General features: G+C 64.6%; 22 protein-coding genes and 1 tRNA gene. 16 read left to right on the top strand and 7 right to left on the bottom strand.

The window, feature by feature from the left end:
• Window positions 1–238 precede the first annotated feature (238 nt).
• Genes GRI99_RS18875 through GRI99_RS12085 form a run of 3 tightly spaced genes read left to right on the top strand, consistent with a single transcriptional unit; the run spans window position 239 to window position 1,261 of the window.
• Window positions 239–457, top strand: coding sequence for a helix-turn-helix domain-containing protein (locus GRI99_RS18875; protein WP_337192916.1), 219 nt, complete (start codon window positions 239–241; stop codon window positions 455–457).
• Window positions 454–984, top strand: a complete 531-nt coding sequence (locus GRI99_RS12090; RefSeq protein WP_160772283.1) for a hypothetical protein — start codon at window positions 454–456, stop codon at window positions 982–984. Before GRI99_RS18875 ends, GRI99_RS12090 begins: the two co-directional genes overlap by 4 nt.
• 31 nt (window positions 985–1,015) lie before the next feature.
• Complete coding sequence (locus GRI99_RS12085; protein WP_160772282.1) at window positions 1,016–1,261, top strand: hypothetical protein; 246 nt, start codon at window positions 1,016–1,018, stop codon at window positions 1,259–1,261.
• Window positions 1,262–1,272: 11 nt separating this feature from the next.
• Here GRI99_RS12085 and GRI99_RS12080 read toward each other — a convergent pair whose 3' ends face one another.
• From GRI99_RS12080 to GRI99_RS12070, 3 genes are all read right to left on the bottom strand, one after another.
• Window positions 1,273–1,452, bottom strand: a complete 180-nt coding sequence (locus GRI99_RS12080) for a hypothetical protein (protein WP_160772281.1) — start codon at window positions 1,450–1,452, stop codon at window positions 1,273–1,275.
• Window positions 1,449–1,814 carry a thermonuclease family protein gene (locus tag GRI99_RS12075; RefSeq protein ID WP_202393065.1) on the bottom strand — a complete coding sequence of 122 codons (366 nt, stop codon included), beginning with the start codon at window positions 1,812–1,814 and terminating at the stop codon, window positions 1,449–1,451. Before GRI99_RS12075 ends, GRI99_RS12080 begins: the two co-directional genes overlap by 4 nt.
• 117 nt (window positions 1,815–1,931) lie before the next feature.
• Window positions 1,932–2,180, bottom strand: a complete 249-nt coding sequence (locus tag GRI99_RS12070; protein WP_160772279.1) for a hypothetical protein — start codon at window positions 2,178–2,180, stop codon at window positions 1,932–1,934.
• A 385-nt stretch (window positions 2,181–2,565) separates the two neighbouring features.
• On the opposite strand from GRI99_RS12070, the gene GRI99_RS18870 reads away from it, so the two are divergent.
• The 9 genes from GRI99_RS18870 (at window position 2,566) to GRI99_RS12025 (ending at window position 11,236) form a co-directional block, all read left to right on the top strand.
• On the top strand, window positions 2,566–2,700 hold the full coding sequence (locus tag GRI99_RS18870) for a hypothetical protein (protein ID WP_272917406.1): 135 nt from the start codon (window positions 2,566–2,568) through the stop codon (window positions 2,698–2,700).
• Window positions 2,701–2,762: 62 nt separating this feature from the next.
• On the top strand, window positions 2,763–2,996 hold the full coding sequence (locus GRI99_RS12060) for a hypothetical protein (RefSeq protein WP_160772277.1): 234 nt from the start codon (window positions 2,763–2,765) through the stop codon (window positions 2,994–2,996).
• 10 nt (window positions 2,997–3,006) lie between these two features.
• Complete coding sequence (locus tag GRI99_RS12055; protein WP_160772276.1) at window positions 3,007–4,086, top strand: hypothetical protein; 1,080 nt, start codon at window positions 3,007–3,009, stop codon at window positions 4,084–4,086.
• A 65-nt stretch (window positions 4,087–4,151) separates the two neighbouring features.
• On the top strand, window positions 4,152–4,499 hold the full coding sequence (locus GRI99_RS12050) for a hypothetical protein (RefSeq protein WP_160772275.1): 348 nt from the start codon (window positions 4,152–4,154) through the stop codon (window positions 4,497–4,499).
• Window positions 4,499–5,377, top strand: a complete 879-nt coding sequence (locus GRI99_RS12045; RefSeq protein ID WP_160772274.1) for a hypothetical protein — start codon at window positions 4,499–4,501, stop codon at window positions 5,375–5,377. The genes GRI99_RS12050 and GRI99_RS12045 overlap by 1 nt, the downstream gene beginning before the upstream one ends.
• Window position 5,378: 1 nt before the next feature.
• A complete protein-coding gene (locus GRI99_RS12040) occupies window positions 5,379–5,585 on the top strand; it encodes a hypothetical protein (protein ID WP_160772273.1) in 207 nt (68 codons plus the stop codon).
• A complete protein-coding gene (locus GRI99_RS12035) occupies window positions 5,585–10,264 on the top strand; it encodes a thermonuclease family protein (RefSeq protein WP_160772272.1) in 4,680 nt (1,559 codons plus the stop codon). Before GRI99_RS12040 ends, GRI99_RS12035 begins: the two co-directional genes overlap by 1 nt.
• A complete protein-coding gene (locus GRI99_RS12030; RefSeq protein WP_202393064.1) occupies window positions 10,261–10,827 on the top strand; it encodes a Panacea domain-containing protein in 567 nt (188 codons plus the stop codon). Before GRI99_RS12035 ends, GRI99_RS12030 begins: the two co-directional genes overlap by 4 nt.
• Window positions 10,828–10,909: 82 nt before the next feature.
• Window positions 10,910–11,236 (top strand): hypothetical protein, encoded by a 327-nt coding sequence (locus tag GRI99_RS12025; RefSeq protein ID WP_202393063.1) that lies wholly within the window; start codon window positions 10,910–10,912, stop codon window positions 11,234–11,236.
• Between the two features lie 124 nt (window positions 11,237–11,360).
• Here GRI99_RS12025 and GRI99_RS12020 read toward each other — a convergent pair.
• Together GRI99_RS12020 and GRI99_RS12015 are read right to left on the bottom strand one after the other, a co-directional pair.
• Window positions 11,361–11,435: transfer RNA gene (locus GRI99_RS12020), tRNA-Asn, on the bottom strand.
• A gap of 64 nt (window positions 11,436–11,499) precedes the next feature.
• Window positions 11,500–12,297 (bottom strand): NAD kinase, encoded by a 798-nt coding sequence (locus GRI99_RS12015; RefSeq protein ID WP_160772271.1) that lies wholly within the window; start codon window positions 12,295–12,297, stop codon window positions 11,500–11,502.
• 90 nt (window positions 12,298–12,387) lie between these two features.
• Between GRI99_RS12015 and GRI99_RS12010 the strand changes: the two genes are divergently transcribed.
• Window positions 12,388–13,194 carry an EAL domain-containing protein gene (locus tag GRI99_RS12010; protein ID WP_160772270.1) on the top strand — a complete coding sequence of 269 codons (807 nt, stop codon included), beginning with the start codon at window positions 12,388–12,390 and terminating at the stop codon, window positions 13,192–13,194.
• On the opposite strand, the gene mfd is transcribed toward GRI99_RS12010, so the two are convergent.
• Window positions 13,191–16,676 (bottom strand): transcription-repair coupling factor, encoded by a 3,486-nt coding sequence (mfd, locus tag GRI99_RS12005; protein WP_160772269.1) that lies wholly within the window; start codon window positions 16,674–16,676, stop codon window positions 13,191–13,193. The two genes, GRI99_RS12010 and mfd, sit on opposite strands and share 4 nt — an antisense overlap.
• Window positions 16,677–16,777: 101 nt before the next feature.
• Window positions 16,778–17,050 carry an FAD assembly factor SdhE gene (locus GRI99_RS12000; RefSeq protein WP_160772268.1) on the bottom strand — a complete coding sequence of 91 codons (273 nt, stop codon included), beginning with the start codon at window positions 17,048–17,050 and terminating at the stop codon, window positions 16,778–16,780.
• A 45-nt stretch (window positions 17,051–17,095) separates the two neighbouring features.
• Here GRI99_RS12000 and recG point away from each other — a divergent pair, with 45 nt between their 5' ends.
• The 3 genes from recG (at window position 17,096) to GRI99_RS11985 (ending at window position 22,284) form a co-directional block, all read left to right on the top strand.
• Entirely contained in the window at window positions 17,096–19,156 is a 2,061-nt protein-coding gene (gene recG / locus GRI99_RS11995; RefSeq protein ID WP_160772267.1) for an ATP-dependent DNA helicase RecG, read from the top strand.
• A 96-nt stretch (window positions 19,157–19,252) separates the two neighbouring features.
• Window positions 19,253–20,839 carry an amino acid permease gene (locus GRI99_RS11990; protein WP_160772266.1) on the top strand — a complete coding sequence of 529 codons (1,587 nt, stop codon included), beginning with the start codon at window positions 19,253–19,255 and terminating at the stop codon, window positions 20,837–20,839.
• Window positions 20,840–20,937: 98 nt separating this feature from the next.
• Window positions 20,938–22,284, top strand: a complete 1,347-nt coding sequence (locus GRI99_RS11985) for an aldehyde dehydrogenase family protein (RefSeq protein WP_160772265.1) — start codon at window positions 20,938–20,940, stop codon at window positions 22,282–22,284.
• The last annotated feature ends 7 nt before the right edge of the window (window positions 22,285–22,291 follow it).

Genomic DNA, 22,291 nt, shown 5'->3' with positions numbered 1-22,291 from the left:
AGGCGGCGGCGGGGATCGCCACGGCCACGGCGGCGACGGGTGCAGCGGCAAGTAGGCTGCGGCGGGTGATTGTGGTATTGGTCATTGTCGTGTCCCTCTCATACAGGGTTGCGATAAGGGCCGGGTGGCAAGTCCTACGTTGCTGCTCGGCCCGCCTTGGCTTCGTGCCTTGGCTGATAGGTTTCTATCAGTGATGCAGGGCTTGCGTCAAGCCAGTTTCTGACATATTTCTATCAGCATGAACGCAAGGCAATGTAGGATGGCCCGCTGTGGCCTAGGCTGGAAGTCGCAGGAACTCGCAGACCGCGCGGGGGTGTCTTATCCCTCGGTCCATCGGTTTGAGGCTGGGCAGACGGTGGCCGCTGATACGCGCGACAAGCTGGTGAAGGCTCTAGCCGATGCCGGGGCCACGTTTACCGCTGGCAAGGGCCGCGTGGGCGTGTCGGTGCCGGAATGATCCCGCTGCCATCCACCTTGACGCTGGTTCAACTGCGGGAACGTCTCAGCCTCGCCAACAGCTACAACCGCCTGCCGATCCTGCTCGATCTGGCTTGGCAAGCTGAATGGGCGGACTGGCTAACCGTGCTGGGAGAGGAATGGCAAAGCTGCGATAACATCGGGCTGCACCTTGATGAACTCCTAGAGCAAACGCCGCTGGCCGATGTGATTGATCAACCCAAGGCACTCCGCCAATGGTTGATGACTGCGGACGAAGTCGCGGCGCTCGACGCGCTGCCGGAAGTCGTTACGGTTTGGCGGGGCTGCTATCAGTCGAACAAGTGGGGTCTGTCGTGGTCATTGGATCGTGACAAGGCGGCGGCCTTTCCCTCTTTCAATCGCTACCGGCAAGACGGGCAACCCCTATTGGTAAAGGCCCGCATTGCTCGCGATGACATATTGGCGCTCAAGCTAGAGCGGAACGAAGCGGAAGTGATTGCTGTTCGACCAAAGCACGTCTCCACCTCCCACTTGCCCTTAGATTGACCTAGGGCGCTTCCTGCGCGATATTCGGGCCATGGATGACTGGTCCACCCAGATAGCAGATCCCGCCGCTGTCATGGTCGGGCTTGCCGCCCTTATCGGTCTTGTCGCGGCGCGTAGCTGGTGGAAGGTGTCTCAATCCTTCGGGGTTCAGGGCAAGAACGTCGTCAAGGCACGGGCCACAAGTCACATGCGCGAGGCGGCTTTCCTGACTGCTGGCGCTATCGGCCTTGCGTCGGCGGGCTACCTGTTCCGCATCTTCTTTATGTCCGCTGCGTAAATACGCGCCGGTTACGTTTGATCCGCGCGCCCTAGCGCCAGGACGATTTCGGGGGCCATGTTGCGCAATTCGATTAGCGCTAGGTAGGCATCGCCGCGCACCATGAAGTAACCGCCCCGCGCGCCTGCCTCGGGGAACTCCTTGCAGCGGTCAAAGGCCAACTGCACCCGTTCGGCCAGATAGGCGCTCACAGGGCGGTTTCCGGGCAATCTAGGGCTACTCTGCCGCCGTTGTCCCAATCTCTGCGATAGACCGCATGGCCAGCCGCAATCATGGCGCAAGAGGCGTTGGCCCCATCGGCATAGACGACGGCAAGGGTTCGCCCGTAGCTGTCGTGCCCTACGCGCCCTATCCGTAGCGCTGCGCCTCCGATCAGGCGGGCTATGGCCTGCCGTGCTGCCTCTCCATCACCCACCACGCATTGCCGCCCCTGTCGGCACCCGTGCAGATCTGGCGCGTCGATCCCCAGCAGGCGCACCCGTTCGCCGCCGCAATTGAGCGTGTCACCGTCTGTCGCGGTGCAGGCAAGCAGGATGGCGAGGGCGAGGGGCATGGCCACCAGATGCCAGCCGGGTTGCGAGTCTGGCAAGGGCTTTGTTCTTGTTGCGTTCTGGCAACATGACGGGCCTTGTCCCTGTTCCGCGCGGGGCGGTCGTGTCTCAGTTTGAATTTAGTTTCGAGCGTTGGTGAGAAACTTGAACAGGGTGAGCGCCGCTCCCATGAGCGCCCCAAAGGTGGACCAAGCCAAGGGGTTGCCTTGTGAAAATTCGGTCAGGGAGTATTGGAGATACGTGCCGAACGCCTGGTAGCTGCCTGTGTCGGTTCCAATAGTAAAATAGCCAAAGACAAAGCCAAGCGCCGCACCAGTGACCACGGCGATTGTCAATGCTGCGGTATATCCGCCATCCCACTTAGGCATCTTGCTTAGCCTTCCATGCCTTGAAGTTAGCAGTGCGGATTTGGTCCGAAAGCTGTTGCAGTCGTTTCCAGCCAAATGGAACCTTCTGCGCACAGGTATGGCAAACCATCGCTATCACTGCACCGCGATCAATGTGGGCGACACCCGACAGAAACTTGCGGTTGCACTCTGCGCACACGCGGTCGGATTGTTCAGTCGGTCTTGCCATCCCTACCCCCTTTAATACCGCTACGCATATAGGATGCGCGCGGCTGGCGCAAAGGGCGCTTCAAGCGGGGCTAATATGAAACTGAGACGCTACCCGCGCGGGGCAGTGGCATTGACTTTGTGTTACAAATGTGCTAGCGACGGCCCATCCATCGTCGTGATGACCGAAGGACCGAACATGCACACTGAACACCTGTCTTTTCGTGCCTCGCCTGTTCTCGCTGCCGCGCTCTATTCGCACGCGCGGGAAAACGGCTATTCCGTCTCCGAATATCTGCGCGCCATCGCCCGCGAACGTGTCGGCCTGAAATGACGGCTGGCCATCAATCCGGCCTGTTGGGTGACATACTGGCGGCAGCGCTTTGTGCTGAGCCTGTGCCTGTCTCTGCGCCTTCGTTCGATCCGCAATGGATCGCGGGGCGGGCGCTGGTGGCCGATGTGGCTGGCGCTACCGGCCTGCCATTCGAGGCGCTGCTGGATGAATTGACGCGCGTTCCCGACTCCATGCTTGATCTGCTGGCGGCCCCCGATGGCTGGGCGCGCCTTGCTGATACCGTTGCGGCCCGTTTCGGGGCCTATCCCACCCACTACGCGCCCACTGTGCATTGAGAGGCCCCCTATGGCTATCAACTGGTCCTTGCTGAACGAACCCAACGCCTTTGAGCGGAACTTTGAACAGGGCCGGGCTGCGGCTGAACTGATGCGCCAGCGCCGCCAGCAGGAAGCGGCGCAGAACGCCCTGGCATCGTTCGCCATGAAGCCCAATGAAGCCTCGTTCAACGCGCTGGCGCAGGCGGCACCGCAGTATGCCATGCAGGCGCGCCAGCAGATGCAGGACGCGCAATTTCGCTCCGCGCTGGGTGACTATGCCTCGGCTGGGATGCCCGCCACTGGTGGCCGATCCTCTGTCAATGCGCTGGCACCCTCGCAGCCGGTTACTGCGCCCACGGGCCAGCCGATGCAGGGCTCGCCCGACCCTGCCACCGGTGCCGATCCGTCCACGCCTGCCCCGTTCGGTCCCCCCGATCAGGAGGGGGACAAGTTCGACCTGTCGTTCCTTGGTGAGCCGCAATCTGGCCGTGACCGGGCCTTTGCCCGCATGATGCAGATTGACCCCCTGCGGGCCATGCAGATTGAGAGCGACTTTCGCGAACGGACGGTTGAGCGGCTGCGCGCTGAGCGGGAGATTTACGGCTTTGCCGTGGAAGCTCTGGGCCGCGTGAATGATGAAGCCGGGTGGCAGGAAGCCATGAGCCGGTTCTTGCCGATGGTGCAGGAGTTCGGCGGCGACCTGTCGCAAATCCCTGCCAACTATCCCGGCCCCGAAGCCGTGCGGGAGATCATGGCGGAAGCGCTGCCCATCAAGGAGCAGCTAGACAACTTCATGCAGCAGGCGAACATTGATGCGGACAACGCCCGCGCTGACCGCAACACCAACAGCCTGATAAGCAACCGCGATGCACGGCTGGAAGAAACCCGCCGAAGCAATCGCACGCGGGAAGGTATCAGCGCCAGCCGGGAAGAACGCATTTCCAGCAATCAGGGGCGGGGTGGCAGTCGTCGCGGGTCAAGATCCACGGGCGGGGGTTCGGGCGGCAACATTCCAACCATCGCTTCTCCTCGCGCTGCCAGCAACCTTGCACCTGGCACCCAATTCCGCACCCCTGACGGGCGCGTGTTCCGGGTTCCGCAACGGTGAGGGGGGCGGATGCCTTTTGCCTGATGCGCGATGCCGGGACCGGTAGCATTGAGGCGCAACGGGCCTTGGCTGAGCGTGCCTTGGCGCTTGCCTGCGATCCGCCTGCCGGTGTCGATCCCTGCACGGCCCTGATTGAAGGGGCGGTATTTGCCCGCATGGCTGCCAGCCGTGGCGCGGTGAGCGATCACGAACTTTGCATCGCTATCGCCGGGGAGATGTTCCGCCTCGATGACGGCATGGTCAGCGATGACCTGCTGGCCGAAGCGCTGGCCCGCTGCGAACTGATGGCCGATGCCGGTTCAGAGGAAGCGGCCCAATTTCTCGCCACCCGCCTGCAAGATACCAGCCCCGCCGTGGTGGTGCTGGCCCAGCAATTCCGCGCCCGCCTGACCAACGTAGAGGAAACCAAGTAATGATTGCCACCGCTCCCCCGCAAGTGTCGGGCCTGTTCGGCGTGCCGCCGCAAGTGTTCAGTCGCTCGCCCGCTTCGCGTCGGCCCGCTGCCACGGGTCCGGCCTCGGCTGCCCCTTCTCCCGTCGCTGGCCGCATGGGTGGCCCCTTGGGTGGTTCGATGCGCGCCCCGTTCGATTATGCCGCTGCTTTGCGTGCTATGGCAGGCAATCAGGGGCAGCCCAGCCGCACGCAGATGATTGCGGGAACTGTGGGCGATATCCTGGCGACTGCCGGGGGTGGCCGTGCGTCCTTCCTGCCCGGTCTGCAAGCACAGCGCCATGAACAGGCCCAGCGCCTCAATGCGGCCAACCGGCAAGTGTTGGATTGGCAACAGGCCGATTGGGCGCGCCAGAACGCGGCTGATCTGTCTGCGTCTGCTCCCTTCACGATTGGCCGTTCGCGCCTGCAATTCGATCCCGCCACTGGCCAGACTGACGCGCTCTACACCGGGCCGGAAGATTTCGACCTCTACGCGGCTGGCCTTGGCTTGCAGCCGGGGACGGAGGACTATTTCAACGCGGTGGAGGATTACGTGCTGCGGTCTAACGGGCCGTCCGCCTTCACGCGCGATGTGCAACTGGACGATCACCGCACCGGCAACGATCTGCGGCTTGAAGGTGTGCGCCAGTCCAACCGTATCGGTCTGGAAGATCACCGCCAGGGCAATCGCATTGAGCTTCGGGGCGTTCCTCAGGCCCGTTCTGCTCCTGCGCCTCGCGCGTCTCGGCGTGCCGATGACATTCCCACGGTCAACAGCCCCGATGAAGCCCGCCGCCTGCCGCCGGGTTCGCAGTTCCGCACCCGTGACGGGCGCACCATGCGGGTGCCTGCGCGCTGATATGGCTCGCCGCGTCATCGACCTCCTGAGGGCCGCATGGGAGCGGTTGGGCGGTAGCTGGCGCGTGCGTGCCTTCTACGTGGCTGCTTGCGCCTTGGCGGTGCTGGTGGCCCTTCTTTTCGATCCTGACGCTGGGCTGTTGCTGCTGGCCGCTGCGTTCATCACCCGCGCTACGTGGGTCAATGCAGACTTTACGGGGGCCAAGTGATGCCGGGACAGGATTGGAGCGCGTTTGAGGAAGTCGGCCCTGCCGATCCGTGGGCGGGGTTTGAGGAAGTCACGCCCCGCGAACGGCGCACCCCTTCGCCCACCCCAACGCCGCGTCCGTCCATGCCCTCGATGCAGGGGCGGCAGGTAACCGGCCCGGTCGATGGCGATACGGTGCGGCTGGATCGCGGCCCCAATTTCCGTCTGTGGGGCATTGATGCGCCTGAACTGGCGCAACAGGGCTGGGACAGGCAGGGAGTTGCGGTGCCGGTCGGCCAGCAGTCACGGGACGCGCTGGGCAACTATCTCGATCAGGGAACTATCACCTTCGGGCGGGTGCAGGATCGTTCTTGGGCTCGGCCCGTGGGGCCTCTGGCCGTGGATGGTGTGGACCTTGGGCAATCAATGGCCGCGTCCGGTAACGCCTTCGTGGCTCCGCAATACCTCGCCAGCGATCCGGCGCGCCGCTACGACTACATGCAGGCCGAACGTCTGGCCCGTCTCAACGGGCTGGGGCTGCATGATCTGACGGTCCAGGCCCCGCAAGACTTTCGGCGCGATGTGCCGTTTGTCGCCCCCCGCCAGAACGCAGCGCAGGCATGGGACACGCCCACGCCGTTTGCAGGCATGACGGCACAGGCCGAGCAGGACTATGCCAGGCTGCTGGAAACGGGGTCCAAGCAAGAGATCATGGACTTTGTGGAAGCGCAGGGTTTCCGTCTCGATCCGGCAGACGTTGATAGCTGGATCAGGGGCCGCGAACAGTTTGCCGCCGCTGGCCAGCCGCTCCGTGGTTCGGTGGTCTATGCCGAGGAAGCGCCCCAACCGCTGACCAACCTTGGCGACGGGGCCGAGGGTGCAGGCATTCGTGGCACAGCTTCGGGCCTGCTGGCCAGTGGCCTTGATGAAGCGGGCGCACTGGTCGATGCGCTGGGCGCAACGCCCAACCGCGAAAACGTGTGGAACAGCGACCGCCGGTTCGCAGATATATTCGTCAACAATCAGCGCCAGAACGCGGCGATCCTTGGCTATGATGAAGCCTACCACCCTTACGCCTCGTATGGGGGGCAGGTGGCCGGTAGCCTCGTGGGCGGCGTGCTGATGCCCTATGCGGGGGGCCTTCGGACCACTGGCCAGCTTGCCCGCGTCGGCGCTGGCTTCGGCGCTGCAACGGGCTTTCTCGACACTGACGGGAGCCTTGCAGACCGCGCGACGGGGGCGGCGATTGGTGCCGCTGCTGGCGCTATTCTCGATCCGGCCTTGGTGCGGGGCGCGGAAGCTGCTGCACCTATCCTCTCGCGGGGTGTTGCGGCTGGGCGTGAACGCCTGTCGGGCCTTGGTCAGCGGCTCCGGGGGCCTGCCAATGACGTTGCGCCGGAAGCCGCTGCAATGCCGCGTGTGGTCGCTCCTGACGGCCTAGGGGGCAATTCGCGCAACATTGCCGATCTCCCACCTTCGGAAAGGGCTGCGCTCGATGCGGAAGCCGCGAAGGCGCAAGAGCCATTGGTCTATGATGAGGCGCTAGGCGACTGGCGGAACGAAACCCCTGCGGAACGGCTGGCGCGTCACGCTGAGATTGACCGCGCGCGTGATGCCTCAATCCGGCTGGATAGCCCCTTGGACGGTTCGTCTGCCGCTAGTGCCGATCCGTGGGCTGGGTTTGAGGAAGTGGCCCCTGCGCCTTCTGCCGCAATGGCAATGGACGGTGAGGCAATGCCTTCTGTCTCTCAAGCCATGCCCCAGCCGGTCGGTGCAGCCCGTCCTGCGGGTCTGACCGATCCGTTGACGCAGGCCCAGCGCGAAGCGGCGGCTGCTAACCTATCGCCGGGTGATGTGCTGCCGATTGCCAGCAATGAGATTGGCAGCGCTGCGGAAGCGGCGGCGCGGGACGCTGGCCGGTTCGAGCCGGTGCGCGTGCCGAATGAACGCGGGGAACTGACGCGGCGCACGTTCCGCACCTACAACGGCGGCGAAGTCAAAACCGTTGGCCCTGTCGATCTGGTGGGCTGGCTGCGCCTGAATGGCGGTCTGGTCGATCAGGGTGGCGAACTCGCCAAGATGGGCATTCGCAACAATCGCGCCCGCACCGGCATGGACTTTGTTGGGCAGGAAAGCCGCTTTGGCCCGATGGTCAACGATAACGGTATGCTGCTGGATGATGCGGCGCTGCGGGCTTGGGAAGAAGGCTATTTCCCCGAACTGACAGACCGGCCCACGCTCAACCAATTCCTTGACGCGCTGAATGACACTTACAACGGGCGCACCGGGCGGCGCTTTCTGGCTGACGATCTGCCGGAAATTGAGAACTACTATAACCGGCAATACGATAGGCGGGCGATTGCGCGGCAGGAGTCCGAGACGGGCGCGCCGGTCTATCGGGATATTTCCGAGCCTGCCGATGAACCTCAGCCTTTTGCCCCGCCTGAAGCCTATGAGGAATGGCCCGCTGGTGGTCCTGACCTTGCAGGGAATATCCGTCTGGACCGGCTGGAAAGCCCGCAGGACATCAAGCGCGCACTGGCCCAGACAGAGGCCCGCTTTGGCTTCGATGCTGCCACCCGTGGCCGTGTGACGCAGGCCGAAACCGAACGCCTTGCGGGCGAACTGAACATGACTGCGGACCAACTGCTTTCCCGTCGCCGGGGGCAAGCGCTCAACGCAGAGGAAGCGCTTGCCGCGCGCCAGATACTCGCCAAGTCGGGGAACGATCTGGTCAACGCAGCGCGGCGCATTGCTGGCCGCACCGATCCAGATGGCGAGCTTATGGCGGACTTCCGGCGCAAGCTAATGCGCCACGCGGCTATTCAGGAACAGGTGTCTGGTGCCACGGCGGAAGCTGGGCGGGCCTTGCAGCAATTCCGTATGATGGCATCCAGCCGGGTTGTGCGCGATGACGTGCTGACTGCCATTGTCGAAGGCGGCGGAGGCAAGAGGCGCTTGACCGACGCGGCGCAAGCTGTCCTCGATGCGGCGGAAGTTGGGCCGGGGGTGTTTAACGCGGTAGTGGACAAGACCACTGACCCGCGCTTTCGAGACAAGCTGGCCGAACTCTATATCAATATGCTGCTGAGCGGGCCACAGACGCACGCGGTCAACATCGTGTCGAACACTCTTACGGCAATGGCCCAAATTCCCGAATTTGCGGGCGCGGCGCTGATTGGACGGGCGCGGCAAGCTGTTACCCGCCAAGCGCTTGATCGCGTGCTTGGCAGCGAAGTTGGCGCGCGGGCATTCGGGCTGTTGCAGGGGGCAAGAGAAGGGGCGCGTATGTTCGCCCAGGGCCTTCGCACGGGCGAGCCTGCGGACTTTGTTAGCAAGGTGGAAGGCCAGCAATTCCGGGCCATCTCGGGGTTGAAGGGCGAAGTCATCCGCGTGCCTACTCGCCTGCTCACGGCGGAAGATGAATTTTTCAAGGGCGTTGCCCGCCGCATGGAACTGAACGCGCAAGCTGTTCGGGTGGCCCGTGGCGAGGGGCTGGCGGGCGATGCCCTGCGGGCGCGCATTGCGGAACTGTCGGCCAATCCGACCGATGAAATGCTGGCCCGTGCATTGGACTATGGGCGGTATCTGACCTTCCAGCGCCAGCTTGGCGACTTCGGTTCCAGCGTATCGCGGATCACCACGAACAACCTTGTTGCCAAGGTGTTTGTGCCGTTCGTTCGCACGCCGATCAACCTGCTCAAGTTTGCAATCGAGCGTTCGCCAGCCGCCCCCGTGCTGCGGGAGTGGCGCAAGGAATTTGCCGCTGGTGGTGCCAGCCGGGATTTGGCGATTGCGCGGGCCACCATCGGGACGGGCATGGGAATGCTGGTTTACGAGGCGGCATTGCAGGGCCACATCACCGGATCGCCGCCCACCGATCAGGCCAAGGCCCGCCTGCTCTATGCCGATGGCTGGAAGCCCTATTCAATCCGCATTGGTGACACATACTATTCGTATCGGCGCCTAGACCCGTTCTCGACCACGCTGGGCATGGGTGCCGATATGGCCCTGATGCCGGAAGGCATGAGCGAAACGCAGAGGGAGAATGAGGCGGTTATCCTGACCGCTTCCATTATGGGCAACCTTGCCAGCAAAACGTGGCTGTCGGGTATCTCCGATCTGCTGGAAGCCCTGTCGGACCCGCAACGCAATGCCGAAAGGCTGCTGGAACGTCTGGCAGGCTCGTTCACGGTGCCCACGGGTGTCAATCAGGTGGCCCGCGTCATGGACCCCACGCAGCGGGAAACGGACGGGGTTAGAGATGCCGTGCAGAACCGCATTCCCGGCCTGTCCGATAACCTGCTGCCGCGCCGGAATATCTGGGGCGCGCCGATCACCGATCAGGGCGGGGTGGGGCCTGATATTGTCTCGCCCATCTGGCAATCGGAAGCGGCCCGCGATCCGGTCAACCTTGAACTGATGCGGCTGGACTATGCCCCCGGCTATCCGCAGCGCAAGGTTGGCGGGGTGGAACTCACGCCGGAAGAATATGACCGCTACCTAGCGCTGTCGGGGCAGGCCGCACATGATGAACTGGCGCGGCTGGTGCGCTCGCAGGAATGGCGGGCGATGCCGGATGATGACCGGATCGACGCGGCGCAACGGATTGTGCGGGAAGCGCGGGCCGATGCACGGGCGCAACTGTTTGGTGGATCGCCTGCGGCTGACGAGTGGGCGGATTTCGAGATGGTGGAATGATTGCGGCGCTCGAAAATTTGAGTCGAATATGGGGGATTCAAATCAAGCTTTTTCTGCTATGCGCGCTGGAGGAGCAGGCCATGGTTGTATTTGCGAAAGCTGTAGCGGCGGACAAACGCCCTTTTGATGTGGCTGATTACCTCATCGCAGAATGCCGTGAGCGCGGCGAAATCCTCACGAATTTGAAGCTTCAAAAGCTGCTCTATTACGCTGACGCGTGGAACCTTGCGCTTCGCGATGAGCCACTGTTCGACGAAGAGTTCAAGGCGTGGGTCCATGGCCCCGTTCTGCTTTCGCAATATCACCGCTTCAAAGATTACCGCTGGCACCCAATCACCGAGGAAATAGAGAAGCCCGCGATTGGAGATGTTCTGGCAGGCTTCTTAGATGAGATAATTGAGGTTTTCGGCTCCGAAACAGCAGTTTCGCTTGAATTGATGACCCATCGAGAGGCTCCGTGGATTGAAGCGCGTGGCGATACCCCACCCACCGAGCCATCCACGGCCACAATATCGAAAGAGACGATGAAGCACTTTTATCGCGGCTTCGCCGCCAATGGTTAGAAAGTCAGACGTTCCAGAGAAAGGACGATCCGGCGTAACCAAAATTGGCAAGAACGATGCTCCCTTGCGGTTTTCGTTTGGGATGTTTGATTCCACTGACGAAGAACTTTGCCCAAGAGTTTTTCGCGATGGCTACGTGCAGACCCTCATGGAAAGACTTAAGTCCATGTCCAGTTGGACAGTGCTCGAGTTCGTGACGCCAAGAGGAAAAGCGGCGCGCAATCACCCTATCGCATGGGAGCAAACATCAAGGCCGAAGGGATTCGCCCATTTGCCAGAGCAATTGCGCGATTCGCCCGCGTTTCAATTCACACTCACGGCCAATGCACACGGACGCGTTCATGGGCTTCTCATCGATGATACATTTCACGTGGTGTGGCTAGACCATGACCACCGCTTGTATCCATGACAATACGACGGCTTGGCTGACACTCAATTCCCAACAAAAATTGCTTCATGTGGGAGCGTTTGTGGGAGCGATTTTGCCCCAGCGCAGAAAAAACTAGATTTCTCAATGCGCTATTAGGATGAAGTGGCTCCCCGAGTAGGATTCGAACCTACGGCCATTCGATTAACAGTCGAATGCTCTACCGCTGAGCTATCGGGGAGCAGCCCGAAGGCAGGGGTGCGCCTATATGGGCGGCAAAACCCTTTGGCAACCCCGCTTTTGGCTCAAACCACGAACTGTTCGGCCACGATCCGTTCGTCCAGCGCGTGGCCGGGATCGAACAGCAGCGTCATGGCCATGTCGCGGGCGATTTCCACGTGCACTTCGGCCACGTCGCGGAATTCCTTCTGGTCCGCCACCACCATCACCGGGCGCTTGGCCGGCTCGCGAATCCGGAAGCTCACCTTGCTGCGATCGGGCAGGATTGCGCCCCGCCAGCGGCGCGGGCGGAAGGGGCTGATCGGGGTGAGGGCAAGCATCTGCGAATCGAGCGGCAGGATGGGCCCGTGGGCCGAGAGGTTGTAGGCCGTGGAGCCCACCGGCGTGGCCAGCAGCACTCCGTCGCCCGCCAGTTCGGGCACGCGGACCTTGCCGTTCACGCTGATCTCGATCTTGGCGGTCTGGCGGGTTTCACGCAGCAGGCTCACCTCGTTGATCGCGCAACTGGCGTGGCTGACGCCGTCCTGGTCAACCGCTTCCATCTTGAGGGGGCAGACCTGCATCGGCCGCGCCTTCGCGATCCGCTTCAGCAGCCCGTCGCACCCGCGATGGCGGTTCATCAGGAAGCCCACGGTGCCCAGGTTCAGGCCATAGACCGGCAGCACCCGTTCGTTGTCCAGCATCTGGTGCAGCACGTCGAGCAGGTAGCCGTCGCCACCCAGCACCACGGCGGCCTGCGCTTCCTCAAGCGGCACCCACGGGTGGCAGTCGGCCAGTTGCCCGGCCGCTGCGCGGGCCCGGTCGCTGGGCGAGGCAAGCAGCGCCAGGCGGGCCGTGTCGAGGGTGAAGGTCGGGTCGCTCATGGCGGCGGAACCTAGCGCCAGCGTCCCGATTTGCAACGCGCGGTTTGCGGGGGGAGTGACGCGCGGCCCGCCATGCGTCATAGACCGGACATGACCGTTGCCGTTTCTCCTTCCGACCGCCGCCAGCGGCGCGACCGGCGCGCTGCCAGCCACCCGCTGGCGAGCGAGCTGGCCGGTGCGCTGGAGCGGGATGAGGTGACGCTGCTGTTCCAGCCGCAGTTCGCCGCCGACGGGGCGCTCTACGGAGCCGAAGCGCTGGTGCGCTGGGACCATGGCGAACTGGGCAAGCTGGCAGGTGACGAACTGGTGCTGATCGCACAGGGCTCGCACGGCCTCAGCGAACTGGCGCGCGGGCTGACCGATCACGTGCTGCGCCGGGCCCTGGCGGCGGCGGGGGCGTGGCCGGATCACCTGAGCCTGTCGCTGAACGTGACTGCGGCGGACCTGGCCGCGGCAGACTTCACCGCGGCGGTTACTGCGGCCCTGGCGGATACGGGCTTCGATCCCGCGCGCCTGACGCTGGAGATCACCGAGCAGGCGATGGTGGCCGAACTGGACCGTTCGGCTATGCGGCTGGAGGAACTGGTGGCGCTGGGCGTGCGGGTGGCGCTGGATGATTTCGGCGCGGGCTTCTGCAACTTCCGCTACCTCAAGAAGCTGCCGCTGCACTACCTCAAGCTGGACCGCAGCATGGTGCAGGGCATTGCCGAGGACCGTCGCGACCTGGAGGTGCTGCGCGGCATCGTGGCCATGGCCAATGCGCTGGACCTGAAGGTGATCGCCGAGGGGATCGAGAGCGAGGCCCAGCGCGACGCCGTGGTGCGCGAAGGGTGCGCAGCGTGGCAGGGCTACCTGGGAGGCAAGCCGATGGCCGCAGGGGATTTCGCCGCGCTCTAGGTTGCCGCCTGCTTCCCCGCCTTCCGCGCAATCGCGCTGAGGCCCTTGGTCAACTGGAACAGCCCGTTCATCCGGCTTTCCGGATCGCCCCACGCGCGCTCGATCACCAGCTTCATGTCCGGCCGCAGGCGAGCAGTGCCCTTCAGCCGTTCGACATAGGCGATGAGGCCCGCGGGGTCGGGGAAATCGTCGTTGTGGAAGGTGACCAGCGTGCCCTTCGCGCCCACGTCGATCTTGGCGATGTTGGCCTCGATCGCCTGCTGCTTCACCTCGATCAGGCGGACAAGGTTCTTCGTGGCAGCGGGCAGGGGGCCGAAGCGGTCGATCATCTCGGCGGCCAGCGCCTCCACCTCGGCCTTGCCGCTGCAATCGTTGAGGCGGCGGTAGAGTGCCATGCGCACGGCCAGGTCGGGCACGTAATCGTCCGGGATCATGATCGGGGCATCAACGGTGATCTGCGGGCTGACGCTTTCGGCCTTGCGTTCCAGCCCCATCTGCCCTGCCTTGGCGGCCAGGATCGCATCTTCCAGCATCGACTGGTAGAGCTCGAAACCGACCTCGCGGATGTGGCCGCTCTGCTCGTCGCCCAGCAGGTTGCCCGCGCCGCGAATGTCGAGGTCATGGCTGGCAAGCTGGAAGCCGGCCCCCAGCGAATCGAGGTCACCCAGCACCTTCAGGCGCTTTTCCGCCACCTCGCTCAGCGCGGTGCCGGGCGGGGTGGTGAGATAGGCATAGGCGCGGATCTTGCTGCGCCCCACGCGCCCGCGAAGCTGGTAGAGCTGGGCCAGGCCAAAGCGGTCCGCGCGGTGGATGATGATGGTGTTGGCCGATGGAATATCCAGCCCGCTCTCGACGATCGTGGTGGAGAGCAACACCTCGTACTTCTTCTCGTAGAAGGCGCTCATCCTTTCTTCCACCTCGCTCGGGCTCATCTGCCCGTGCGCGGCGACGAAGCGGATTTCCGGCACCTGTTCGTGCAGCCAGTCGCTCACCTGCTCCATGTCGGAAATGCGCGGCACCACGATGAAGCTCTGCCCGCCGCGATGGTGTTCGCGCAGCAGGGCCTCGCGCATCACCATGTCATCCCACTCCATCACATAGGTCCGCGTGGCCAGCCGGTCGACCGGCGGGGTCTGGATGGTGCTGAGTTCGCGCAAGCCGCTCATCGCCATCTGCAGGGTGCGCGGGATCGGCGTGGCGGTGAGGGTGAGGACGTGGACATCGGCGCGCAGCTGCTTCAGCCGTTCCTTGTGGTTGACGCCGAAGCGCTGCTCCTCGTCCACGATCACCAGGCCCAGGTCCTTGAACCTGGTAGTCTTGGACAGGATTGCGTGGGTGCCCACCACCACGTCCATCGTGCCTGCTTCCAGCTCCTCGCGGGTGGTCTTCATCTCGGCCGCAGGGACCAGGCGGGAGAGGCGGCCAACCTTTAACGGAAAACCTGCAAACCGTTCCGCAAACCCCTGGTAATGCTGGCGGGCCAGCAGGGTGGTGGGGGCCACCACGGCCACCTGCTGCCCGGCCATAGCGGCCACGAAGGCGGCGCGCAGGGCCACTTCGGTCTTGCCGAAGCCCACGTCGCCGCAGACCAGCCGGTCCATCGGCTTGCCGCTGGACAGATCGCCCAGCACGTCGGCAATCGCGGCGTCCTGGTCATCCGTTTCCTGCCAGGGGAACCGGTCGACGAACTGGTTGAAGCTGGCGGCATCAGGCTCCAGCACCGGGGCCACCTTCAGCGCGCGCAGGGCGGCCACCTGCATCAGTTCGCCCGCGATCTCGCGGATACGTTCCTTCAGGCGGGCCTTGCGCCTTTGCCAGCCTTCGCCGCCCAGCTTGTCGAGCACGGCGCCGTCCTCGCCGCTGCCATAGCGGGAGAGGACATCGATATTCTCAACCGGGATGTAGAGCTTGTCGCCCCCGGCGTATTCCAGCATCACGCAATCGTGCTGGCTCTTGCCCACGGTGACGGGTTCAAGGCCCAGGTACTTGCCGATGCCGTGGTCCAGATGGACCACCAGATCACCCCGGCGCAGCGCCTGCAATTCGGCCAGGAAGGCGTCTGCGTCCTTCTTCTTCTTGCGGCGGCGGACCAGCCGGTCGCCCAGCAGGTCCTGCTCGGTGACCAGTTCCAGGTCATCGTTGGCAAAGCCGGTGTCCAGCGGCAGCACCATGGCCACCGGCTTGCCCTTGGCTGCCAGGCCCAGCGCTTCCTGCCAGGTGGTGGCGCTGGCCATTGTGCAGCCCGCTTCCCCGATGATGCTGGCAATGCGGCTGCGGCTGCCTTCGGAATAGGCGGCCAGCAAGGCGCGCTTGCCGTTCTTCGCCAAGGTGGAGAAATGCCTGGCCGCCGCTTCATAGGCGTTCTGCCCGGCGGAGCGTTCGGGGGTGAAATCGCGCGCCGAACGCATGCCGAAATCCAGCACCTTGTCGCTCTCCGGCTCGGCAAATATCACCGCGCGGTGGATGGGGAGGGCGGCAATCGCCTGGTCCAGCTCCGCGCGCTTCAGGTACAGTTCGGCCGGGTCGAGCGGGCGGTACGAGCCCTTGGCCTGCCCGGCCACGTCCTTCCTCTGCCGGTGATAGTCGGCAATGTCGGCCAGTCGTTCTTCAGCCGCCTGTAGCGCCGCCCCGTCGATCACTACGGTGTCCTTGGGCCCAAGGTGATCGAACAAGGTGGCCAGCTTGTCTTCCAGCAGCGGCAGCCAGTGTTCCATCCCGGCCAGCCGCCGCCCGTCGCTCACCGCTTCGTACAGCGGGTCCTGCGTGGCGGTGGCGCCGAAGCGTTCGCGATAGCGGGTGCGGAAGCGCTTGATGGCGGCATCGTCGATCTGCGCCTCGCTGGCGGGCAGCAGCAGGAAGCCGTCCATCGTGCCGGTGGTGAGCTGGGTCGCGGGATCGAACAGGCGCAGGCTCTCCAGCTCGTCCCCGAAGAAATCGAGCCGCAAGCCACCCTCCAGCCCGCTGGGGTGGATATCGAAGATCGAGCCGCGCACGGCGAACTCGCCGGTATCTGCCACGGTATCGGTGCGGCTGTAGCCCTGCCGCTGGAGCAGCGCGATCAGGCTTTCGCGGCCGATCTCGGTCCCCGGCTTCAGCTCGCGCACGGCCTCGCGCACGCGGAACGGGGTCAGCACGCGTTGCAGCGCGGCGTTGATGGTGGTGACCAGGAGCTGCGTTTTCTGCCCGCCCGCCTGCAGGCGATAGAGCGCAGACAAGCGCCGGGCTGAAACGCTGAGCGCAGGGCTGGCGCGGTCGAATGGCAGGCAGTCCCAGGCGGGGAATTCCAGCACCTCCAGCTCCGGCGCAAAGAACTGCGCGGCATCGGTGATCGAGCGCATCGCCGCATCGTCGGGCGCAATGAACACGGCCCGTCCCGTGCTGGCCCGCGCCAGGTCGGCCAGCACCAGCGGCTGGCTGCCGCGCGCCACGCTGGCCAGCGTCAGCGGTTGGCGGGCGGATAGCAGGCGGTTCAAATCGGGCATCGGCGATCCTTGGCGGCGCAAACGCGATCGCCCCCTGCCCGGATGGGAAGGGGGTGCGCGGCTGGCGGCGAAATAGGGATCGGCGGGCCTTTTGGCTACCCTCAGATCGAAACGTAATCGATCCGCTGCATGGCCGCCATTTGCGGGCCGGCAAAGCGGGCGGGCACCGGCGCGGTTTGCAGCGCCCAAGCCAGCACGTCCACGTCATCCTCGTCCAGCAGCGCCTCGAACCAGGCGAGCGCGCCTTCGTCCCATTCGGCGTGATAGCGGTCAAAGAAGCCGCCCAGCATGTAATCCGCCTCGCGCGTGCCGCGATGCCAGGCGCGGAACTTCATGCGGGCCAGACGGATGTCACGGGAAGGGGGATTGCTCATGCTCGCCTCCTACCGCCGCCGTTCGCGATCCGCTAGAGCCAAGCCATGCGTCCCGAAGTCCTCAACGACCTGTTTGCGGAAGTCCAAAGCCTGGAAGGCGTGGGGCCGAAGCTGAAGAAGCCGCTCGACCGGCTGGGCCTGACGCGCCTGCGCGACGTGATCTATCACCTGCCGATGCGCTTCGTGCAGCGGCGCAGCGTGTCCGATGTGGACCAGGCGGTGGAGGGTGAGCAGATCGTGGTGGCCCTGACCCCCACCGAGCACCGCAGCCCCTTTTCCGGCCGCGGCCCCTATCGCGTGCTGGCGCAGGACAATGCCGGCAACTTGATCGCGCTGACCTTCTTCGGCAAGGCCAGTTACACCGCCAAGAAGACGCTGCCGGTGGGCGAAAAACGCTGGGTGGCGGGGAAGCTGGAACGCTATGGCGACATGCTGCAGATCGTCCACCCTGACCACGTGGCAACGGACAGCGCCGGGCTGGTGGGCCATCTGGTGGAGCCGGTCTATGCCCTGGCCGAGGGACTGACCCAGCCGCGCATCCTGTCGATGGCGGAACAGGCCCTCGTCAAAGCGCCCGAACTTGCCGAATGGATCGAACCCAGCGTACTGGCGCAGCAGAAATGGCCCGCCTGGCGCGATGCGCTGCACCTGGCTCACCGGGGCGAGAACGAGCCCGCGCGCGATCGCTTGGCTTATGACGAACTGTTCGCCAACGCCCTGGCGCTCACCCTGGTCCGCCAGAGCAACCGCAAGCGGCGCGGACAGGCATTGGCGGGGGACGGGCGCTTCCGCGACAGGCTGCAACTGCCGTTCCCGCTGACCGGGGCGCAGCGCCGCTCCATTGCCGAGATCGCCGGCGACATGGCGCAGGATGCCCCCATGCTCCGCCTGCTGCAGGGCGATGTGGGTGCGGGCAAGACCGTGGTGGCGCTGGAAGCCATGCTGTTGGCGGTGGAGGGCGGGGCCCAGGCCGCGCTTCTTGCCCCGACCGAGATCCTCGCCCGCCAGCACTATGAGACGCTGCGCCGGATGCTGGCCCCGACCGGGGTGGAAATCGCGCTGCTGACCGGCCGTGACAAGGGGCGCCCGCGCGAGGCGACGCTGATGGGCCTGTTGGATGGCTCGATCCCGCTGGTGGTGGGCACCCATGCAATCTTCCAGGACGCGGTGCAGTATCGCAACCTGGGCCTTGTGGTGATCGACGAGCAGCACCGCTTCGGCGTGGGCCAGCGGCTGCTGCTGACACAGAAGGGCCGCGTGACCCCGCATACCCTGGCGATGACCGCCACGCCGATCCCGCGCACACTGGTGCTGGCCCAATATGGCGAGATGGACGTCAGCCGGCTGGACGAGATGCCGCCCGGCCGCCAGCCGATCGACACCCGTGTCGTGTCTGCCCAGCGGCTGGCCGACGTGGTGGCGGGGGTGGAGCGGCACGTGGCCAGCGGCCAGCAGGCCTACTGGGTCTGCCCGATGGTGCGCGACCACGAGAGCGAGGACATTGCCGCCGCCGAGCAGCGCTATGCCAGCCTGAAGGATCGGTTCGGTGACAGGGTGGTGCTGGTCCACGGCCAGCTTGCCCCCGAACTGAAAGACGCTGCAATGGAGCGTTTCGCCAGCGGCGCGGCCAGCCTGCTGGTCGCCACCACGGTAATCGAGGTGGGGGTGGACGTGCCCAACGCCACGCTGATGGTGATCGAGCAGGCCGAGCGCTTCGGCCTTGCCCAGCTCCACCAGTTGCGGGGCCGGGTGGGGCGGGGCAGCGAGAAGAGCACCTGCCTGCTGCTGCGCGGCGAGGAGCTGTCTGAAACTGGGCGCGAACGGCTGGCCCTGATGCGCGAGACGCAGGATGGGTTCCTGCTGGCCGAGGAAGACCTGCGCCTACGCGGCGGGGGTGAACTGCTGGGCACCCGGCAGAGCGGGGAAAGCGCCTTCAACGTCGCCACGCTGGAACAGGCTGCGCGGCTGGGCCAGATGGCCAACGATGATGCGCGGATGCTGGTTGATGCCGATGCGGACCTGGCCAGCCCGCGCGGCCAGGCGGCGCGGGTGCTGCTTTACCTGATGGAACGCGATTACGGGGTAAGCCTGCTGCGCGGCGGCTAACCCGTCTCAATCGCAACTAATCCACAGCCCCATTGCCGCTTGCGGCAATTGCGTTACAACCTGCCGCCAAAGGGATAGCTCGGGGATCGAGAACATATGCTGCTGGACAGGATCAAGCCGCTGGATGCCATTCTGGCAACGGCAGAAAAGAAGTCGCTCCACCGCTCGCTGGGGGCCGTGCAACTGACCCTGCTGGGCATCGGCAGCGTGATCGGCACGGGCATTTTCGTGTTGACGGCCAGCGGCGCGCAAAAGGCGGGCCCGGGCCTGATGCTGGCCTTCATTATCGCCGGCCTGATCTGTATCGTGGCCGCGCTGTGCTATGCCGAGATCGCCTCGATGATCCCGGTGGCCGGCAGCGCCTACACCTATTCCTATGCCTCGGTGGGCGAATTGCTGGCCTGGACGGTCGGCTGGGCTCTGATCATGGAATACGCCATTGCCGCCGCCGCCGTGTCGGTCGGCTGGTCAGGGTATTTCACCGGCACGATATTGAACGGGTTCCTGGGCATAGAACTGCCCGCCTGGCTGGCGGCCGGACCGCTGGCTTTCGGCGGTGCGGAAGGCGGCCTGATCAACCTGCCGGCCCTGGTCATTGCCCTGCTGGTTACCGGCCTGCTGATAGTGGGCACCAGTGAGAGCGCCAAGGTCAATGCCGTGCTGGTGGCCATCAAGATCGCCGCGCTGCTGGCTTTCATCGCGCTGACTTTCACCAGCCCGGAATTCTCGGCCGAGAAGTTCAACCCCTTCCTGCCAGCAGGCGTGTTCGGCGGCTTTGGCACGGGCGTTGGCGCGGTGGGCGCGGCGGCGACAATCTTCTTCGCCTATGTCGGCTTCGATTCGGTGTCGACTGCGGCAGAGGAAACCAAGAACCCGCAGCGCAACGTGCCCATTGGCCTGATCGGATCGCTGCTGATCTGCACCGTTTTCTATATCGTGGTGGCGGCAGGTGCCGTGGGCACGCTGGGCGGCCAGCCGATCATGGGCCCCAACGGCGTGCCTTTTGCCGCCGGTTCGGCCGAACTGGCGCGCCAGTGCGCCATGCCCGAACATGCCGGGGCACTGGTCTGTTCTGACGAGGCATTGGCCCACGTGCTGCGCGAGATCGGCTTTTCCGGAATCGGCAACATGCTGGGCATTGCCGCCTTCCTGGCGCTGCCTTCGGTGATCCTGGTGCTGCTTTACGGCCAGACCCGCATCTTCTTCGTGATGAGCCGCGACGGCCTGCTGCCCGAAAGGCTCAGCACTGTGCACCCCAAGTTCAAGACCCCCTACATCGTCACCGCTATCACTGGAGTGGGCGTGGCCATTGCCGCCGCCTTCTTCCCGGTGGGGCAGTTGGCCGACATCTCCAACGCGGGCACGCTCTACGCCTTCATGTGGGTCGCCATCGCCCTGCTGGTGCTGCGCAAGAAGGATGCCGGCCGCCATCGCCACTTCCGTGTTCCCGCCGCCTGGCTGGTGGCCCCGCTGACCATCGCGGGCTGCATGTTCCTGTTCTTCAACCTGCCGGCCCAGGCCATGCTGTTCCTGCCGATCTGGGGCGCAATCGGGCTGGTGATCTATTTCGGCTACAGCCGCCGGGCCAGCCACCTGGGCCGTGGCCTGGTGGAAGTGCACGAGGCGGAGATCGGCGAGATCGAACCCGATATCCCCGGCGTGTCGGATCGCGGCCGGCCGTAACTCCGGACAAAATCAACCTACGGACCATCTGCCCGCTTCCCTAGGGAGGCGGGCAGTCCTATCTGGGGCACACGAAATTGCACCAGACAGGACCAGCCATGACCGTCGAAAATCCGTCGCAAGCCGAAATTGCCCGCGTATTCGCCCTGCAACAGGCCAACCAGTGGAACGTGAAGGCCACCGGCGTTGAGGAGCGCAAAGCCAAGCTGGCAAAGCTGAAGGCCAGCATCGAAGCCCACGCCGACGACATCGTGGCCGCCGTGCTGAAGGACACGCGCAAGCCCGAAAGCGAGATCCGCGTGACCGAGGTGCTCAACATCCTGGGCAACATCCAGCTCAATATCGACAGCCTGGACGAGTGGATGGCCCCCACCATGGTCACGCCCACCCGCGTGCAGACCGACAAGGCGATGATCGTCTACGAAGCGCGCGGCGTGTGCCTGATCCTGGGGCCGTGGAACTTCCCACTGGGCCTCGTTTTCGGCCCGCTTGCCGCTGCGGTCGCTGCCGGCAACTGCTGCATCCTGAAGCTGACCGACCTGTGCCCCAACGTGGCGAAGATCGCCAAGGTGATCGTGGACGAGGTGTTCGAGGAGAACGAGGTCGCCGTGTTCGAGGGCGATGTCTCGGTGGCCGAAGCGCTGCTGGAACTGCCGTTCAACCACATCTTCTTCACCGGCAGCACCCGCGTGGGCAAGATCGTGATGGCCGCCGCCGCCAAGCACCTGGCCACGGTAACGCTGGAACTGGGCGGCAAGAGTCCCGTGATCATCGACGAGGGCGCCGATATCGATGCCATTGCCGCGGCCCTTGCCGGGGCCAAGCAGTTCAACGGCGGCCAGGCCTGCATCTGCCCGGATTACGTGTTCGTGAAGGAGCAGGACAAGGCAAAGCTGGTGGATGGCTTCCGCGCCAACGTGGAAAAGAATCTCTACGCCGGCGGCGCAATTGACAAGAGCGCCATCGCCCAGGTGGTGAACGAAGGAAACTTCGCCCGCGTGAAGGGCATGGTGGACGATGCGATCGCGCAAGGGGCCACCGTGGCCGTGGGCGGCACGCTGGAGGCGGATGACCTGACCATCCACCCCACCATGCTGACCGACGTGACCCCGCAGATGAAGATCCTGCAGGACGAGATTTTCGCCCCCGTGCTGCCGGTGATGACCTATGACACGCTGGACCAGGTAATCGAATACATCGAGGAGCGCGACAAGCCGTTGGCGCTCTACGTGTTCAGCCCCAGCCAGGAAAATATCGACAAGGTGCTGGCGCGCACCAGCTCAGGCGGCGTCACGGTCAACGGCGTATTCAGCCACTACCTTGAAAACCGCCTGCCGTTCGGCGGCGTCAACGGCAGCGGCATGGGCAGCTATCACGGCTATTTCGGCTTCAAGGCCTTCAGCCATGAGCGGGCGGTCTATATCCACCAGCCAGCTGCGGCCTGAGACGAGC

Origin of the sequence: Alteraurantiacibacter buctensis (assembly GCF_009827655.1) — a bacterium.
In the GTDB taxonomy this organism is placed as follows: domain Bacteria; phylum Pseudomonadota; class Alphaproteobacteria; order Sphingomonadales; family Sphingomonadaceae; genus Alteraurantiacibacter; species Alteraurantiacibacter buctensis.
Note: the sequence above shows the minus strand (reverse complement) of the source record. Positions and strands in the feature narration are given on the sequence as shown.